The following is a 17,138-nucleotide window of genomic DNA, read 5'->3' on the forward strand; positions in this document are numbered from 1 at the left end:
GTAGTGACCTGCAATACTAATCGCTCAAACCTGCAATCAAGACATTTACAAACCAGGATTATCTGCAACTATAATTGTGCTTCAGCCAGGATTATTTGCAACTGAGCCAGGATTAAATGCAACCAACCTGCAATCATCGGTTTGAGCCAGGATTAAATGCAACTATAAAAGTAAAAAAAACGAATGTTTTCTTAACTGCAATCTTAGTAAGGCTTTCGGAACGTTAAAGCGTTAGTTTTCAAGTAAAAAAACTCGGTAAAGAATTCATTGTTAATTTATCAAATTCTGAAATGAGTTTTTTGACAAACTTCTGTCAAGAAGTGAAAACTTAGTCATAGTAAAGTGTTGAGCTTATTTGCAATTAATTCTGGTCGAAACGGATGATTGCAGGCTGGTTGCAAATAATCCTGGCTCAGTTGCATTTAATCCTGGCTCAACTGGAATTATAGTTGCAAATAATCCTGGTTGAAAACAGCGATGATTGCAGGTTGGAGGATTTATAATTGCAGGTCACTACACATAGTTGCATCCTTGAAACAATATTTCTCACTTGAAATTGAATCACCAAATGCTCAAAACGTTGTTGAAACCTATGCTCAATTGAAGCGTAAGTGTCCAGCCTTTTCTTTTAGAACCTCTGATTTTAACGAGCGCTGGCAAGCCTTTAAACACTTCTATGATGCACAGTTCGTTCAATACACAGGTCAGCAATTCCTAATAGCGCTGGCAGAGCATCTAAAAATCAACCTTGACGACGTACCACGTAGCACTCGTTACTACTGGTTTAGTCAAGCTGAACTGTCTTTCAGCGCCCAAGATGTCTACCACAGCAAAGATTTAGCCCTTGTCGCGTTCGTCGCTGCCAAATGGGCAATCAATAAGCGATCGCAAACGATGAAATCCGCAAACATCTCAGTTTTAGCAATAGCCGAATAAGGAGCAATCACCATGTCTGACAAATTTACTAATAACGTCCGCGCTCGCTTGTACAAACAGGGCTATCAAGGATTCACCAAAGATGATTACACTCAAGCTGCACTCGCTGTAGAATGCGATAACCTTAACAATCCCACCAAAGACCAATTGAGCCAAGCAGTTGAATATCTCAAAGCCAAAGCGACCAGCCAATTATCCATAGCTGATGAACCCGTTGAAGAAAAATTGCTAACAGAAGTAGAGTCCCTTCAAGCCGAGACTGAACTTGAAACAAGTGCGCTGGCGGTGGCCCCTCAAGATGTAGGAGAGATGATCGCGAATAAAGCCTCACAAATGGGTGTAATTCTCTCAGAACAACAAATTAATGACATAGCCGATAGCGTTGACACCTCAGCAAACACCTTTGACGAAATTCTAGAACAGGTAGAAACAGCACTACTCGCTTATGCTGACTTTTCAGCCAATCAAGTTGACGCAAAGATTGACCAGACGTTGACTAGGGTTAAAGAGCGCGTAGTTAATCGTCACGAACAAAGCAGAGATAAGCTATCACTTGGCTTAACGGGCATTAGTGCGGCTTTGGAGGCTAGCCGTAATCAAACTAAAAGCCAACTCTCAGGCATCCTCGCTAGGCTCAACACGGTTCAATAGCGATGAATTGACACTGCTTGAATGCTTGGTAATTCGCTTTTACAGTCTGAGCTACTTCTCAAGAATTGCTGTTAGTTTGGGTGCGCTTGCTGCTATGATTTTGCCCTTACATTACTGGGTATATCTGCCAATAAAAGAACATTCAAACTATCAGCAATATCTCAAACGAAAGTCAGCTATTGAGCAATACGTAAGAACAATGGAGTATCACTGCACTCAAATATTTACCCCATCAAAAGAGTATCGCTGTGAAAAATTCAATGAAGCTCAAGAATCAGGTAACTTCCAAATCACGCAACCTAGAGCGCCAATTAAAAAATAAGTTTAACGCATCTACTAACCTAGTAGTCAGAGCGCTAACAGGTGATAAAACAGCCCTAAAGCTGATAGGACAAATGGGTAATGACGGGGCAAAGATTAGTGAATTCGCCCCACAAGTAAGAGAGCAAATGTTAGCTGCCATCAAAGGCACTGAAGACTTAAATGTAGTCCTCAGCGACATCTACAAACAAGCTGGTGTTAGCGGTGAGAAGATTGAAAGAGCAGTGCAGTCAACAATTTTAGCTGACACTCATCTAGCGAATATCCTAGAAGAAATGAAACTTGATTTCGCTTCATCTCAGGATAAAGAAGCTCTACGTCATCAACAAGCAACAGATCACATCAAGCTGAAATCATGGGTGGACAAGCACATGATGCAAGTTGATGGCGAATATAAGATGTTGCAGACAGAATTACAGACAGACATTAGACAGCAAACAATTGACCTGCAACATGATAAAGAACTGGGCAAGTATTACTTAGAAATGGGTGATAACGCTCGTGATGATTTCAAGCCGAAAAAGCAATATGCCGGACGTTCAATTGTGCAAAAAATCAAGGATGCTCTATTAGGCTTTTGACAGTTCAAGCCCGACAGCCACCGCATAAAGTTACTGTCGGGCAAGTAAATATCTTGGTGCTAACATGACATACGATATTGAGGACAACCAAGAAGAACTAGTAAGCGAAATCGCTCCAGATACGCCCTTACCAAAAGACTTAATATCACACCTGGAGTCACGCAAGCAGCACCGTCAAGATGTTATCAATACAACTGATAAATTGACTCGTTTCTTTGTTGGCTGGTCGCTAAATTCTACAGGATTTTTTCTAGCTAAATATCTATTAATAACTGGCGGTGGCGTTAACTTGTGGTTGGCAATTACGCTCTCGTTTTCTATATGCAGCGTTGGCTCTCTGGCTGGGTTAACGGGCTTGAGAATTAATTACAACAGTGACGGATTAGAGGTTGATAATATGCAAAATCTGTTTAAAACTGCTGGTGGCTTAGTGTTTGCTGGTGTCACAACTTGGTTAGCTGTTAAAGACTATAAGTATTTTGAGAATTTGACTAAAGAAACTGTGACCCAGATTAATCAAGATATCCAAACCATTGAAAAACAAAATCCACAATCAGACCCTTGGGTAAGTATTGCAGTCGCGGTGGCTTTATTCATTGGTTCCATTGCAATTATTTTTAAGGTACGAGAATGAAACAAGGTGTTGTCGAGTTAGCGCTGGCTGGTGTGTGTGGTGTAGCTGCAATCACGGGGCTGGCAACATCGCAAACACGCCAGCCTTACGATTTGACACAAATTCAGTTCTGCCCAAAGTCTGCAAGCGATGTAGAAAGTCAAATAGCGCTGGATAAGCGTTTTTGCAACCAGCCGCGTTATGTCCTGACTGAAGAATGGCAACGTTACGGGCTGTATGGCAGTATCATTCCCTACAAAGGTGATGCAATTCAATGGGTGCGTGATTTGCCCACAGACAACCCTAATCAGTTGCTTGGGTACGGGGTTGCAGTTATTGGGCTATGGGGTATTGTGGGTTGCTTGCTCGTGCGTTCGCAACGCCTCAAGCGCACGGATTATGAATTGGGGGAACTCGAAAAGACTGGCGACTATGCAACTTGGCAGCAAAACAAGCACAAACGAGAAGTTAAGCAGCATTCGACCCAGCTTTACACTGAGCGCCTGAAAGATGGACTGTCAGGACTGGACACAGAAGAACGCAAAGCACTAGGACTGACTGATGAGGAGAACGAACGCGCCAAGGCACGTATCCAGCTTGAGGATTTTATTCTAGCCCGTGCTGTTAATAATTCTGTGATGGATAAAACCATTGCTGAGAATCTGCGGGATAAGGCGAAAGCGGATCAGGAACGGGGCAAGATTGAGGGCAAAACCAAAAGCGCGATCGCAAACAGTGACAATCATCCTTTGACTGACCAGCGCCTCATCAGTGATTTAATCGAAGCACTCAAGAATCATGAAGATGGCTGGCTGTGGAAGGTTATCGACAATCAAAAGCCCGTTTGGGTGCTAGGAGAAGCTGGAAGCGGTAAATCAACCCTAGCAGCTTCGATTGTGATGCTCAGAGAATATCTGTTTGATATGCCCTTGTATCAGCTGATAGATGCACACGCCGGGGAGAATCTTAGAAACGCATGGAGATATTTAAGCCCTCAGTTGATAGCTAAAACAGAATCAGAGATAGGACAGGCTTTTGATGATGCGCGTGAGCGTTGGCTGGACAGAATTAATAATCAACCTGATAAGCGACCGCAACAGTTATTAGTTGATGAATTCACTAACTATTCTGAGTCTGACATCACCAAAGAACCTGCTAAAAAGTTTGTTAAAGCGTCTCTTAGCGACCCTAGAAAAGCGGAAGAAAGATTAGTTTGTATTGCCCATTTCTTCACTAATACTGCTGTGGGTGGCAGTGATGGAACTGCTAAAGGTAGAGCTAGAGGAACTATTCAAATTGACCGCAAAACTGCGGATGGTAAAACACCTTTAAAGGTAGCAATAATTAACGGTTTAAATAATGCAGAGGGCGATGCAGAAGTAGATAAAAAGGTGACAATTCCTAGTTGGTTGACTCCTGAAAGTATTCACAAGTATTTTAACGGACAACCTATTGATTTTGATGATTAATCGTTGGAAAAACATTTTTTAGCTGTCAAGAACGGGAGCAACGCGATTTTCTGAAGTCGGGAAAAAAACGAGCGATCGCTAAATCATGTATTTAAATATTTAGTTAAAATGAATACTTGTACAAGGGAGTTAATACTGAGAATACACGAGAGTAGTCTATTTTGAGAGTTGTTTAAATTTATTATGAAAACAAAAAAGTGTAGGATGCCCATTGAGTAATAGTTTTGATGTGGAATATCAAAACAGGGAATGCCTACACTTTATGAACGAAAAAATATATTCAAGCTTAGATTTAAGCAAATCATTGTCAGACTTTAAAGAAAAAGTTACGAAACTTTTAGAAACTAAAAATCTGAGCAAATGGTCGGCTCAAACTTTTAAAGCATTAGAAGCAGAAATTAGAAATACCGCATTAAGGTTAGCAGGAGAATGTGTAGCAGTTTTACTAAATAAACTATCTCAATCTCAAGAAGCTCTAAATATAGCAATAAATCAAACAAGAAGTTTGTCAAATCAAGAAATCAAGAAGTACGGTAATTATACTAGGCAGATACTAACAGTTGGAAATGTGAAAGTCACTCTCTCATTACCATATATGGTTGAGCGTTACAAACAATCACACCAAAAGGGGAAATATTTAAAGTTAGGATTTTGCCCATTTCTAAAATGGTTAGGAATAGAAGAAGGATTAACACCCCTTATTTGGACAACAATTACAAAATATGGAGCAATTGCTGGTTCGTTTGAAGCTGCACGCACAATCTTAACAGATTGGGGAGTAAAAATTAGCTTAAAACGAATAGAACGTCTCACATATTATTTTGGGAAAATTGGCATAAATTTACGTCAATCTAAATTATCAAGTTTAGAGATGGGTAATCTACCTACTCTTAATGTTCTCAAAGACCAGCGTGTTGTTATTGCCGTGGATGGCGGGAGAACGAGAATTCGGATTAACAAAAAAGGTAGACGTAAGCTCAAAACTAATCGTCTAGGTTTTACCGGAGAATGGGTTGAGCCAAAATTATTAACTATTTATACAGTGGATGAGCATGGTAGAAAAATTAGGACATCATCTCTACCTATTACTAATGACGGGACATATTTGGGTTATCAAGAGTTTCTAAATATTCTAGAAATGTATCTAGTTGATTTGGGAATAAGCCAAGCTAAACAGGTTTTGTTAGTTGCTGATGGTGCTGAATGGATTTGGAAACATATTCCACCTTTATTGGAGAAACTAAAATGTCCATCTGCCACTTATCAACTATTAGATTTTTACCACGCAGCCTCACATTTGCACGACTTTGCTGACGCTGCTTTTACTACAGATAATGAGCGTCAATCATGGTTTAAAAAAGCTCGTAAAGCTTTAAAAAAAGGTCAAGCTTTAAATTTAATGAGAGATATGGGTAAATTTATTGCCTCAGCTACTGGAGAGCGTTGTAAAACTTTAATTCGGGAACGAAATTATATTCTTAAAGCTTATCGTAGGCGGCTATTAAACTATCCTCTCGTTGCCTCCCATCAGCTACCACTTGGTAGTGGTGCAGTTGAAAGTTTAATTCGTCAAGCTGTTAATTTACGTATGAAGGGAAACGGTAAGTTTTGGCTTCCAGATAACGCAGAGATTATGTTACATCTGCGATGTCAATGGTGCGCTTATAGTTGGGACAATTTTTGTAATTCTATTTTTGATTCTTTTCTTAATCCCAGCAGTGCTTGAACATTTTATACAAGTTAGCTGCACGCTATTTTTTAGCGATCGCATCCTTTGCAGTAGGGCATCTTCACTCGTTTTTACCCGACTTCAGAAAATCGCGTTGCTCCCTCAAGAACTGGGGTAGAGCGGGTGGCGCAGCGGAGTGTCGGGGGCGGGCTGCCGAGTTTTGGTCACTCTACGATAATTTCATGCCCGTCCCCGACACCACCCGCTCTAAACGAAGTGTCCCCAGTTCGTCGGGGCCTCACGAGATGATGAGGTTGAAGCAATTTTGATATCACTGATAGCAACAATTTATCAACCGGGGATATAGAAGTGAGTGTAGACAGTTGAGACAGCCGCAACATGAGCCTCTCCTATTGGTGCAGATTATACCTTTAATTGGTTATCGCGCTGCAAACATAAGCAAGTTTAATCAGCTAACGGAATAATGAGGGTTGTAGCGTTCGCTGTGTTGGGCTGAATGATAAGTCTGGTTTAATCGGGTGTCACCGCTGACGAAATATTCGGCTTTTTGGTCGCTTACATTGTGATTTGTTGTTTAGACAATGTAAGCTAGACCCTATGAAAATAAACCGCTTCGGTCGAGCAGAAATCCTTACCCCCGACCAAATTAATCTCCTATTTACCGAGGGGTTTGTCAACCCACGCGATCGGGCTTTGTTTGGCGTGTGCCTTTATGCTGCCTGCCGGATCAATGAAGCCTGCACTTTGGCACTAAAAGATGTGTTTGGCAGCAACGGTGTCAGAGGCGTGTTAGTGCTGCGTAGTGTCAACACCAAAGGCAAGCGGGACACAAGGGAAATTCAAGTGCATCCCAAGCTTAGGGAATATTTAGAAGAGTACAACCCGAACCGCCGCAAGGAGTTCTTGTTTCCGGGGCGGCATGGGTTGGGACACATCCACAAGGTCAGTGCTGATAAAATCCTTAGAGATACCTGTGTGCGGCTGGGCATTGAGGGGGTTAGTACACACAGCTTCAGGAGGACTGCGTTAACCAGGATGAGCGATGCTGGGATACCGTTGCGCCACATTCAGGAGATATCGGGACATCGGACTTTGGCAGCTTTGGAGCGTTATTTGGGTGTAACCGAAAAGCAGAAGCAAAACGCGATCTCTGCTTTGGATTTTTGAACAATGTAAAGAAATATAGTTTAAGCGACTTTTCTGTTAGGAAGGAAGCAGGCGAATATTAGCGATCGCTCAAAGATAGGGTCTTGTTTGCTAGGCTAAAGCGGAAGATTTAAAATTTAGGTAGATAATCAAGGCTAAATAGTCTCTATGCCTCACTCCATTATGTCAACTCTTTATACTTGCTGACTATTGGCCTTAGATAAGACTAGAGTTTATTGGTACAGCGAATTAAATTAATCAAGTAAAAATTATTGAGATTGTAGCTAAATAATGATGCATTTTAAGTTTTCACCAAAAATTCTGCAAAGGTTGGGAGAAGAACTCGTTCCAAATCCAGACCAAGGAATCATCGAATTGGTTAAGAACTCTTATGATGCTGATGCTACTGAATGCACAGTAGAACTTATCAAAACTAGTGCCATAGGTGGCTCGATTATTATTTCAGATAACGGTGTTGGTATGGATAAAGATGCCATTAGCGAGGGATGGCTGGTGCTAGGGCGCTCGAAAAAGGCTATCCGTGAAGTTACTCAATTAGGTCGCTTACCTGTAGGTAATAAAGGATTAGGTAGGTTAGCGGCTCTACAGATGGGTTCTCAAGTATTCTTAAAAACTAGACCTAAACATGAGCCAGGAACTGAATATTCTTTAACGATTAATTGGGATGATTTTCAGGAAGCTGATGTAGTAGAAGATGTTCCTTTTGATGTAAAAAAAAGTAGTACAAATCAACGGCATGGAACTGATATTATCGTCAACAATCTTAAAAAAATCTTTAATAAACATGATATTGTAAGACTAGCTAGGGAACTTTTACTGCTAGCAGATCCATTTGAAAATCATGCAGGTTTTAGCCTGAAACTTATTGCTCCAGAATTTTCTGAAATTGAAAAGCAAGTAAACAATGCTTACTTTGATGATGCCGAATATCATTTGCAAGCTAGTATAAATGAACTTGGGATTGCTGAAGCAAATTTGCTGGACTGGCAGAATAACGTAATTTTTCAGGCAAAACATAGTGATATTTCTCAAGAGCTTTACAAAACACCTCCAACAGAATTTGAATTGTGGGTATTCTTTCTAAATCCTCAAACTTTTTCAGCTAGAAAAACTTCTGTTTCTTTCACACAAGTTAGAGAATGGCTTGCTCAAGTAGGGAATGTTCGTCTCTACCATCGAGGTTTGCGGGTAAAACCCTATGGAGATCCGGACGATGATTGGTTGAATTTAAATTATGCACGAGCAAGAAATCCAGAGGTACGTCCTTCAACTAAAACAGTTATTGGTAAAGTCATTGTTAAAGACCCTGAAGATATGTTACTTCAGAAAACTGATAGGCTTGGTTTTATTGAAAATGAAGCTTTTTTAGAGTTAAAACGCTTCGCAATTGATGTGTTGGAATGGATGGCGAAAGAAAGGCTTAAAGTCACTGAAACGCAAAGACAAAGGGTTAAGAAACAAGTTCCTCGTGATATTACACAAGCTAAAGCTAGGATTGAAGAAGTTATTGAAGAAGTTCCTCAAGAATCTCGTCCTAAAATTCTAGAAGCTGTTCAGCAATACGAAACTGTAACAGAACGTGAAACCAAGGTATTACGTGAAGACCTTCAGCTTTATCGTAGTCTGGCTACAGCCGGAACAACCGCAGCAGTTTTCGCTCATGAATCTAGCAAACCAGTGACTTCAATTGAAAAAATAGCTAACAGAATAGAAAAAATGGGTAAAAAATTTCTGGGAGAAAAATATGAACACTATTTAGGAGAACCAGTTACAAAGCTTTATCAAGTAAGTAAGTCATTACTACGCTTTTCTAATTTTCCGCTGCATCTTTTGAAAAGAGAAAAACGTCGTACTGGTGTTGTAGATGTTCATAGTGTTATTGATGATATCGTTGCAGTTTTTCAAACTTTTTTTGATGAAGGTAAAATTCAAGTTATCAAAGAAAAAGTTGACACTCAACCTTGTATTTATGGAAGCGATGCTTTGCTAGAAGCAATTATTACAAATCTTTTCACAAATGCTATAAATGTTTTTAATATTGAAGGTGGACGCATAGAAGAACGTCAAGTAATTATCAGAACTGAAGTTCAAGGAAGTAATTTAAAAATTAAAGTTTTAGATAACGGTTCAGGAATTCATAATATAAAACTAGATGAAATTTGGCTACCTGGTAAAACTACTAGGGAAGGTGGCACAGGTTTAGGATTGACAATTGTGAGAGATTCTGTAACTGATCTGGGAGGCTCGGTAGATGCAATTCCAAAAGGGGAATTAGGTGGAGCAGAATTTATTGTAGAACTAACACTTATTAGAGAATAATTTTTATGATCATGACACCAGTTTTGAATGATAGAAGAATAGCTATCATTGATGATGATAAAAACCTAGCAGAGTTAACAGCTTGGGAAGTAGAAGAAGCAGGATATGAACCATTTTTATTAGACAATAAACACTTTCTCAAAGTTAATGATTTAGTATCTGTGATTAGAGAAAATAGTCAAGGTGCTGTGTGCGATCACCGATTGATGAATTCTGGATTTGCTAACTTTTATGGAGCAGAATTAGTTGCAAATCTATACGATTTGAAATTTCCATCACTGTTGATAACTCAATTTACACAGATGGATACAGCTTTTTCTATTAGAAAATGGAGACATAAAATACCTGTACTACTAAGTCGAGATGAAGCCAATGCTTCAAGTATTGCTAAGGGAATAGAGGATTGTACTTTAGAACTTTCTGGGAAAGTACCGAGTACCAGAAAACCTCGTAGAACGATAGTTAGGATTGCTAATATTGATGAAGAATCTAATGAACGTGTTATAGATGCATTTATTCCAAGTTGGAATCCCTATACGGCTGTCCGTTTTCCAGCTTCTCTGATTCCAGAGAATATTAGAGTAGCATTAAAACCAAATATGCGTTTGTTTGCTCACGTAAACACAGGAGCAGAAAAAGCTGATGATCTATATTTTGAGAAATTTGAATTAGCACCTGAACCAGATGAAGATGACGGACTCGCCTGAACTTATTATTTTAGATGTTGGACATGGAAATTGTGCGTTAATCAGGGATGCAAATGATGTAATTGTTATTGACTGTCCACCTGGGGGTACGTTGGTAGAAACTCTTGAATATCTATCTATCAAAGAAATTTTACATATTCTCATTTCCCATTCTGATGCAGATCATATTGCGGGTATGATTGACTTACTCTCAAATGAAGATATCAAAATTCATAATGTACATATAAACCCTGATGCAATTAAGAAAAGTGAAATTTGGAAGGATGTACGTTATGCTTTAAAAGACGCACGCCTACGGGGAACTAAAGTTTCATCAGAATTAACAACAGCAAAAACGGGAAGTTTGAACATTGGTACAGTTAATATAGAAGTTCTTGCACCAACACCTGAATTAAATTTAAGTGGTGCTGGAGGAACTGATTTACAGGGGCGGCGATTAACTTCCAATTCAATATCAGCCGTTATAGGTATAGTTCACGATTCTCATAGAGTGGCTATACTAGCAGCAGATATTGATAATGTAGGCTTTGACAATTTGATTCAAGACCAAAAGAGTTTGAGTGCTGATATACTTGTTTTTCCTCATCATGGTGGAAAACCAGGAAGTGCAGATCCTAAAATATTTGCCCAGCAATTTTGTACTTTTATCCAACCAAAGTTAATAATATTTTCAATTGATAGAAATCGTTTTAATAATCCCCGCATAGAAATAGTAGAGGGTATTATTTCTTCAGTCCCAGATGCTCATATTTTATGCACTCAATTATCCAAACAATGTACTACTAGTCTTCCTAGTTCAAAGCCTACACATTTAAATACACTTCCTGCCAGAGGGCTTAATAGTAATAGCTGTTGTGGAGGAACTATTACTATTAAAATAGATGGTAGCAAGACAACTTATGCTGAGATGGCTTTACATAAAGAGTTTATTATTAATCAAGTAACTAGCCCAATATGTCGAAAGTTTTTATCCATCTTTGAACCGGATAGCGTGTCCATTTAAGTACAATATCTGTAATGAAATTGATTGAAATGCAAGATAAGTGCTAGCTTTTGAGTGTACATCCGAATCTGGATATCTCGGCGGACACCTGTAAACTACTGCCGCACTTTACACTCAGTAGCTTTCAGAGAATTACCTATACTTTAGTTTCCTGAGACGTGCCAAAGCACTTACTACTGGAGGGTCTTTGACATCTTCAGGAATAATTACCTTGTCGTCAGGTTGAATACCACAAACATCAAAATCATGTTCCCCTATTTGCCATGCTGGCCGAATAAATATTTGCTTTTTCAGAATTCCAAGTTCTGTGAAGAAGTTTGCGCTAGAACCATCTTGAGATACACAGCCAGGAGTAAGAATATAAAAACCTAACTTTTCAAACATATCTATAAATTGGTCAAGATTCCTAGAATCTCTTGGATTCATAGTGTTAATCCGATACGTGAGGATAAATTGTGAGTCACTAGAAGCTTTTAGCCAGTCAGGATTCATTCCAATAACTACGCGATAAGCTGCTGGATTGTCAGCATCGATTCCAGTAATAATAGATACTCTGATTTTTTCCTCAACATCTTCGTCTCCAATGTCTTTCCTCCACTGATAAAAAATTTTCTTGCTTGCATTCTCATCTTGGAACAAAAGTGCAAGCTCTAAAAGTGGGAGATTACGATTATTTGGGATCAATCCGAACCCTGTTCCACTCCAACTAGCTTTATCCCAAAGATGAATATCAAGCAAGGAGAAGACCTTACGTTCGCGGTGTTTTAGGTGATCGACACTCTTGAGTTCAGGCGGAGGCTCACCGTGTCCTGGCTTGGGTGAAAATACATTAGCTCGTTCTTCAGAGATATTTTGAACTGTTTCATTGTTCCAGGCATTTGTTCGTTGAGGCGGAAAGTGCTTATCACTGTCGCTCAATTTCCAGTCCATAAGTTGCAGTTTTGGACTTTTACCCAAGATATTCCAAACTGCAATAGCTACGTTTGTAAAATCAAGTGCGCGAGAAAAAGCCAGTTCATCTTGTAAAAGTCCTTTAAAATACTGTTCCGGGTTTGATACAAACGCTATCTTAAAAATTACTCGAATAATTAATTCAGCCAGCGTTTTGCCTAATGATTCAGAATTAAGGTCTGCTATGTAAGATTCATTGACAGAATGTTTTACTTCTATGAGAGTTTCAAGAGTTTCTCCACCTTCCTCTTTAATGTGAAAATCAATAACGTTAGCAACAGAACCCGATGATACTATTTGAAATCTAATATTTGGTTGATGAGGGAATAATTGCGAATCAAGACTTGTTGCCAGAAAAGCTTCAAATGCAGCAAGAATTGACTCCGCAATAAACAGCGATCTACTATTATTTAAAACTTCAGCAACTACGTTGCAGCCAAGAACTTGTGAGCGGAGTTCTACTGTACCCTCTGCTAAAAATTCTGGTAGTTCTGGTAGGTCATGACTTGCTGGTTGTGCTATCCAATCATTAAAAAACTTACGTACACTCGCCTCATCTTCCTCCTCTGGAATCCAACCCTCAGAACGAAGATAATCTTCATAACCTAGTGCGTACAACGATGCCATGAATGAATGATGAAACCCAAGTTCTTCGAGAACTGCTGGCAAAAACTCTAAACACTGCAAATCCTTAAGGGCAGTTTTAAGAAGAAGAATCCCAAGTACCGCATCTTGAGTTTCCCTCTCTTTAATAAATTTCTCTTTAGCTTCTTCATTGAGTCCAATTGCTTGTGCAATAACTGTAGAGGTTTCAATCCAAGCGAGTGTGATTGGAATCCGCCCTAATTGTAATTCGAGCCAGACAAGACGTTGTAGACAGGCAAAGGCTTGAATAGTAATTGTGCTGTTTTCCCAATACTCATTAAAAGCTTGGGATGCTGCTAGGAGCATATTGGAACGCGCAGCCCACAGTAAGCCTATCGACTCATAAGCACTTGCACATAGAGATAGTGCAGCAATTAACTCACCATGACACTCACGCATAGCTAAGTTATGCTGCGCTCGACCAAGAAGATGAATTGCTTCGTAACGGTTTCCGCCAAGAAGTTTTTGCCTTCCTCGTGTCAAAAGCATACGTCCTGAAGTTGCTTTACTCTCGCGTTGTTGAGAGAGTATAAGTACAGCTTCAAAAAGTTCATCGAAGCCAGGATCATCAGGCAAATATTTACCGAGTTCCATGAGAATCTCGATCAATGGAGCTACGGGAAAGTTGACTAAACCTTCGCCCTCTGCAAATACCTTGCGAAATTCCTCAAGTATCCTTTTCAACTCAGCAGGTTCATGTCTGGACTCACTTAGATCCATTAGTAACTCAATGGATCTTGCTTGTAAGGCAGTGCTTGGTCTATCTTGATCAGCCTGGAGACGCTGTAATTCAGTATGTAAAGTTTTGGTTCGTGCTTCTAGCTTTGCATCGTAGGCTTCAAGTTGTGACCGTTGAACGGTTGTCCACAGAAGTTGCCATAGATTAGCTAATTTTTCAATATCTGTGACTTGGCTGCTTTCAATTGCTAGACGCTCAACATCGTCGTAAATGCGGTTAAACGTGTGAAAGTCATCATGCCACCAATAAGCAGTCCATGCTTTGGCGTAAGCACACCGAAGCTTTTGCTGATGCATTCCATATTGTTCGGCTATACGCTCGGCTCGTGCAAAACGTCCCTCAACCTCTACACGTGGTAATTCAAGTTCACGTGATAGAATAGCTGCCTCAAGACAATCCTCAACAAGTTGATACTCGACACCTTGATAACGAATAGGATCTTTTATCTGCGTCTCTAGTTCTTTCAATTCAGCTTCACGAGATGTGTCTAAAGCCCCCTTTTTAACAGCTGGCGTAAGAGGCAAATTGATTTTAAGAGTTTCTACAGCTAGATTTTCTCGCTTGTTCTGAAACACCTTATCGAGTATCCAAGTTCTATCTAGAACTCGTACATAAATGTTGTACTGTTTTCTCAGTTCATCTTCAATGTTGGCTCGATCTTTATCTTTGATATATCGACTACTGATGAAATAAATTAAAGTGTAGCTACGCTGCGTTTCTACAATTCCTTGGACATCAGAACGAACTTTTGAACGCCACTGTTGTTTTGCACTGACGGCAAATGCCCAACGTTCTGAGGCAGCTTCACGCCCAACTCCCTCATACCAGCGAAGTGAAACAGCATCGGATACAGGGTAGGTTTCAGAGTCTACCTTGCTGTCTCCTCCTCCAGTGGGGCCTGTTTGCGGTAAAAGGTTAGGACAAAGCTCTTTTTCAGCTAATCTGCGGCAGAAATGTTCAAAATCCTTTTCTTGGCTACGGCTAGTCAATGTTTCTAAGTGATATTCCAAAAAGTTTCGATCTAGCAACGGCTCCCCAACTACTTGCGTATCGGAGAAAAGATAAGGTCGCCGTGCCCTCATAAAATCCGAAGGGCGGAACGTTGCTGACTCAGGTTGCTGACGTTTTTCAACCATAAATCTAGTAGAACTTTGTCTAAAGACAATACAATCTGCAAGTACAGAAATACTATTATAGCCAGTGGACTATAACTTAAAACCCGCCTTTACGTAAAAGTGCGGTATCAGACATCAAAATTGCTAATAATGCAGATCAAGGGGGTTTAATCCTCCGTATGTCGATACCTACCGCGACAGCGCAATACTATTAGCCCATTGAACTACTGAATTAGCAATCGCTGCCAGCACTACCCATTCACAAAATGCCAGATTACTAATGGTTAACCGTCGCCGTAGATGAAAAGAACTGAAAATTGAGCTAGGGTATCTCGGCAAACACCCTATAAAGGGTTCTGTTTGCGATCGCATCTCTTAACACTGCTCACGATTTGACACAATGGGTTATATTTTGTCCAGTGTCATGTTGCGGCGGTGAAATTGACCAAGATAATCTCACTCTTCAATCAAGCGGGTGGTGTCGCCAAATCGACGACAGCCCAAAATCTTGGCTATCACCTTTCACTACGCCACCATCAAGTATTGTTAATAGACATAGACCCCCAAGGTTCCCTCACCACGTTCATGGGGTTGGAACCAGCCGATCTAGAAAAAACTATTTACGATGCCTTGATATCGGAAGAAGAGGAACCTATCCCTATACATCGGGACTTAGACGGCATAGACTTAGCTCCTGCTAACATTTTGCTAGCTAATGCCGAACAAGAACTTATATTTGCTGAACTGCGAGAATTTCGACTCAAAGAGGTACTCACTCCTCTATTAGATAGCTATGATTTTATTTTGATTGACTGTCCGCCCAGCTTGGGTATTCTTAGTCAAATTAGCTTGGTTGCCTCTACTCATGTGCTGGTTCCCATTCAGTGTCAGTTCAAGGCATTGAAGGGAACAGACTCGCTGTTGAAAACAGTGGCCAGAGTGCAGCGCAAGCTGAACCGCTCCCTCAAGATAGCGGGATTCTTCCCCACAATGTACTCTGCTAGTAATTCCTTAGACCAAAGAACCTTAGAATCAATTCGCGATCAGCTGTCGAGTTTGGCAACGATATTTCCTCCCCTACCTCGTGCTACAGCAGTGGCAGAAGCAGCTGAGTATGGTAAACCTTTGGCATTATGCCCTAATAAAAATCCTGCTATTCTCCGCGTCTTTGATGAAATAGCAGAAGCTATGGAGGTTTTATAGATGAGTCCCAGACGAGCAAGCCAACCACCTGCTGATAGAAGCAAACTCAAGAACGTCGCCCTGTTCAAAGAGGATGATGAGAATTTAGTTCCTACTAAGGTGTCACTGGACAAGATTATTCTCCCCTCTACTCAACCTCGGCGTTATTTTGACCCCAAAGCTATGCAATCTTTGGTGGAGTCGGTGAAACGTGAAGGCATCCTCCAGCCTTTATTGGTTAGACCAGTAGGGGATAAGTATGAGTTGGTGGCAGGAGAGCGCAGATATAGGGCAGCACAAGAAGCAGCTTTAACAGAAGTGCCGATAACGGTGCGGGAGATGTCGGATGAGCAAGCGGTACAGTATGCGCTCACCGAGAATCTACAACGGTCAGACTTAAACCCAATAGAAGAAACTGAAGGAACCTTGCAACTGTTAGCGCTGCGATTGGGATGCGAAACAGCAGCAGTGTCTACTGTACTCTACAGAATGGAGAATGAAGCCAAAGGAAAAATTACCCGAAACGTTTCGGGTAATTCCGAGGCAGAAATAGTAGAAAAAGTGTTCGCTGAATTGGGAAAGATGAATTGGCAATCATTTGTTCGCACTCGGCTACCACTGTTGAAACTGCCAGAGGAGATTTTATCAGCCCTGCGTGCTGGACAAATTGAGTACACCAAGGGCAAGGAGATTGCCAAGCTGACATCGAAAGAAGAAAGAATTGAACTCCTAGAAGCTGCAATTTCGCTATCTTTGTCCCTTTCAGAAATTCAACAGCAGGTCAAAGCCAAACAACCAGTTGCCACACCTCCACCACTGCAAAGTCGTTTAGAGGCTACATACAAGAAAGCGAAAAGATCAAAGGTGTGGGACAATCCCCAGAAGCAGAAAAAACTAGAATCTTTGTTGAGAGAGTTGGAAACTTTGATGGCTGATGAGGGGTAGGGTTTAAACGTATAAAAATCCCGAAGCGGAGAAAATCACTCATTAACCCCAACATAAAAGTTTTGACAAGGTTTACATCTTAACGAGCGTGCCTATCAGATGTA

At 40.5% G+C, this 17,138-nt stretch carries 15 protein-coding genes; 13 read left to right on the forward strand and 2 right to left on the reverse strand.

Annotated elements, in window-relative coordinates; genetic code table 11:
• Positions 1-531 precede the first annotated feature (531 nt).
• The 11 genes from I8752_RS35825 to I8752_RS35875 all read left to right on the forward strand — a co-directional run bounded on the left by I8752_RS35825 (position 532) and on the right by I8752_RS35875 (position 11,457).
• Positions 532-936: a hypothetical protein gene (locus I8752_RS35825; RefSeq protein ID WP_214436896.1), complete on the forward strand. Its 405-nt coding sequence runs from the start codon at positions 532-534 to the stop codon at positions 934-936.
• A 12-nt stretch (positions 937-948) separates the two neighbouring features.
• Positions 949-1,587, forward strand: coding sequence for a hypothetical protein (locus I8752_RS35830; protein ID WP_214436897.1), 639 nt, complete (start codon positions 949-951; stop codon positions 1,585-1,587).
• A 260-nt stretch (positions 1,588-1,847) separates the two neighbouring features.
• Positions 1,848-2,489: a hypothetical protein gene (locus I8752_RS35835; protein ID WP_214436898.1), complete on the forward strand. Its 642-nt coding sequence runs from the start codon at positions 1,848-1,850 to the stop codon at positions 2,487-2,489.
• Positions 2,490-2,553: 64 nt separating this feature from the next.
• Positions 2,554-3,123: a hypothetical protein gene (locus I8752_RS35840; protein WP_214436899.1), complete on the forward strand. Its 570-nt coding sequence runs from the start codon at positions 2,554-2,556 to the stop codon at positions 3,121-3,123.
• A complete protein-coding gene (locus tag I8752_RS35845) occupies positions 3,120-4,571 on the forward strand; it encodes an ATP-binding protein (protein WP_214436900.1) in 1,452 nt (483 codons plus the stop codon). Before I8752_RS35840 ends, I8752_RS35845 begins: the two co-directional genes overlap by 4 nt.
• A gap of 262 nt (positions 4,572-4,833) precedes the next feature.
• Complete coding sequence (locus I8752_RS35850; RefSeq protein WP_214436921.1) at positions 4,834-6,297, forward strand: ISLre2 family transposase; 1,464 nt, start codon at positions 4,834-4,836, stop codon at positions 6,295-6,297.
• Entirely contained in the window at positions 6,294-6,569 is a 276-nt protein-coding gene (locus I8752_RS35855) for a hypothetical protein (RefSeq protein ID WP_214436901.1), read from the forward strand. Before I8752_RS35850 ends, I8752_RS35855 begins: the two co-directional genes overlap by 4 nt.
• A 262-nt stretch (positions 6,570-6,831) precedes the next feature.
• The gene (locus I8752_RS35860; RefSeq protein WP_225896125.1) at positions 6,832-7,428 is read left to right on the forward strand and encodes a tyrosine-type recombinase/integrase; all 597 of its coding nucleotides are present in this window, start codon (positions 6,832-6,834) and stop codon (positions 7,426-7,428) included.
• A gap of 270 nt (positions 7,429-7,698) precedes the next feature.
• Positions 7,699-9,747: a sensor histidine kinase gene (locus tag I8752_RS35865; RefSeq protein WP_214436902.1), complete on the forward strand. Its 2,049-nt coding sequence runs from the start codon at positions 7,699-7,701 to the stop codon at positions 9,745-9,747.
• An 11-nt stretch (positions 9,748-9,758) separates the two neighbouring features.
• Positions 9,759-10,454: a hypothetical protein gene (locus tag I8752_RS35870; protein ID WP_225896126.1), complete on the forward strand. Its 696-nt coding sequence runs from the start codon at positions 9,759-9,761 to the stop codon at positions 10,452-10,454.
• Positions 10,438-11,457: a ComEC/Rec2 family competence protein gene (locus I8752_RS35875; protein WP_225896127.1), complete on the forward strand. Its 1,020-nt coding sequence runs from the start codon at positions 10,438-10,440 to the stop codon at positions 11,455-11,457. Before I8752_RS35870 ends, I8752_RS35875 begins: the two co-directional genes overlap by 17 nt.
• Before the next feature lie 132 nt (positions 11,458-11,589).
• Here I8752_RS35875 and I8752_RS35880 read toward each other — a convergent pair whose 3' ends face one another.
• Entirely contained in the window at positions 11,590-14,928 is a 3,339-nt protein-coding gene (locus tag I8752_RS35880; protein WP_214436905.1) for a hypothetical protein, read from the reverse strand.
• A 168-nt stretch (positions 14,929-15,096) separates the two neighbouring features.
• The gene (locus tag I8752_RS35885; RefSeq protein WP_214436906.1) at positions 15,097-15,279 is read right to left on the reverse strand and encodes a hypothetical protein; all 183 of its coding nucleotides are present in this window, start codon (positions 15,277-15,279) and stop codon (positions 15,097-15,099) included.
• Positions 15,280-15,348: 69 nt separating this feature from the next.
• On the opposite strand from I8752_RS35885, the gene I8752_RS35890 reads away from it, so the two are divergent.
• Both I8752_RS35890 and I8752_RS35895 read left to right on the forward strand, forming a co-directional pair.
• Positions 15,349-16,110: a ParA family protein gene (locus I8752_RS35890; protein ID WP_214436907.1), complete on the forward strand. Its 762-nt coding sequence runs from the start codon at positions 15,349-15,351 to the stop codon at positions 16,108-16,110.
• A complete protein-coding gene (locus I8752_RS35895; RefSeq protein ID WP_214436908.1) occupies positions 16,111-17,034 on the forward strand; it encodes a ParB/RepB/Spo0J family partition protein in 924 nt (307 codons plus the stop codon).
• The last annotated feature ends 104 nt before the right edge of the window (positions 17,035-17,138 follow it).

Source organism: Dendronalium phyllosphericum CENA369, from assembly GCF_016056275.1.
In the GTDB taxonomy this organism is placed as follows: domain Bacteria; phylum Cyanobacteriota; class Cyanobacteriia; order Cyanobacteriales; family Nostocaceae; genus Dendronalium; species Dendronalium phyllosphericum.

Bases quoted from the DNA above. Each gene is read 5' to 3' on its own strand.
- I8752_RS35830 (WP_214436897.1), top strand. From the start codon at position 949: ATGTCTGACAAATTTACTAATAACGTCCGCGCTCGCTTGTACAAACAG.
- I8752_RS35835 (WP_214436898.1), top strand. From the start codon at position 1,848: ATGAAGCTCAAGAATCAGGTAACTTCCAAATCACGCAACCTAGAGCGC.
- I8752_RS35840 (WP_214436899.1), top strand. From the start codon at position 2,554: ATGACATACGATATTGAGGACAACCAAGAAGAACTAGTAAGCGAAATC.
- I8752_RS35845 (WP_214436900.1), top strand. From the start codon at position 3,120: ATGAAACAAGGTGTTGTCGAGTTAGCGCTGGCTGGTGTGTGTGGTGTA.
- I8752_RS35850 (WP_214436921.1), top strand. From the start codon at position 4,834: ATGAACGAAAAAATATATTCAAGCTTAGATTTAAGCAAATCATTGTCA.
- I8752_RS35865 (WP_214436902.1), top strand. From the start codon at position 7,699: ATGATGCATTTTAAGTTTTCACCAAAAATTCTGCAAAGGTTGGGAGAA.
- I8752_RS35870 (WP_225896126.1), top strand. From the start codon at position 9,759: ATGACACCAGTTTTGAATGATAGAAGAATAGCTATCATTGATGATGAT.
- I8752_RS35875 (WP_225896127.1), top strand. From the start codon at position 10,438: ATGACGGACTCGCCTGAACTTATTATTTTAGATGTTGGACATGGAAAT.
- I8752_RS35880 (WP_214436905.1), bottom strand. From the start codon at position 14,928: ATGGTTGAAAAACGTCAGCAACCTGAGTCAGCAACGTTCCGCCCTTCG.
- I8752_RS35885 (WP_214436906.1), bottom strand. From the start codon at position 15,279: ATGCGATCGCAAACAGAACCCTTTATAGGGTGTTTGCCGAGATACCCT.
- I8752_RS35895 (WP_214436908.1), top strand. From the start codon at position 16,111: ATGAGTCCCAGACGAGCAAGCCAACCACCTGCTGATAGAAGCAAACTC.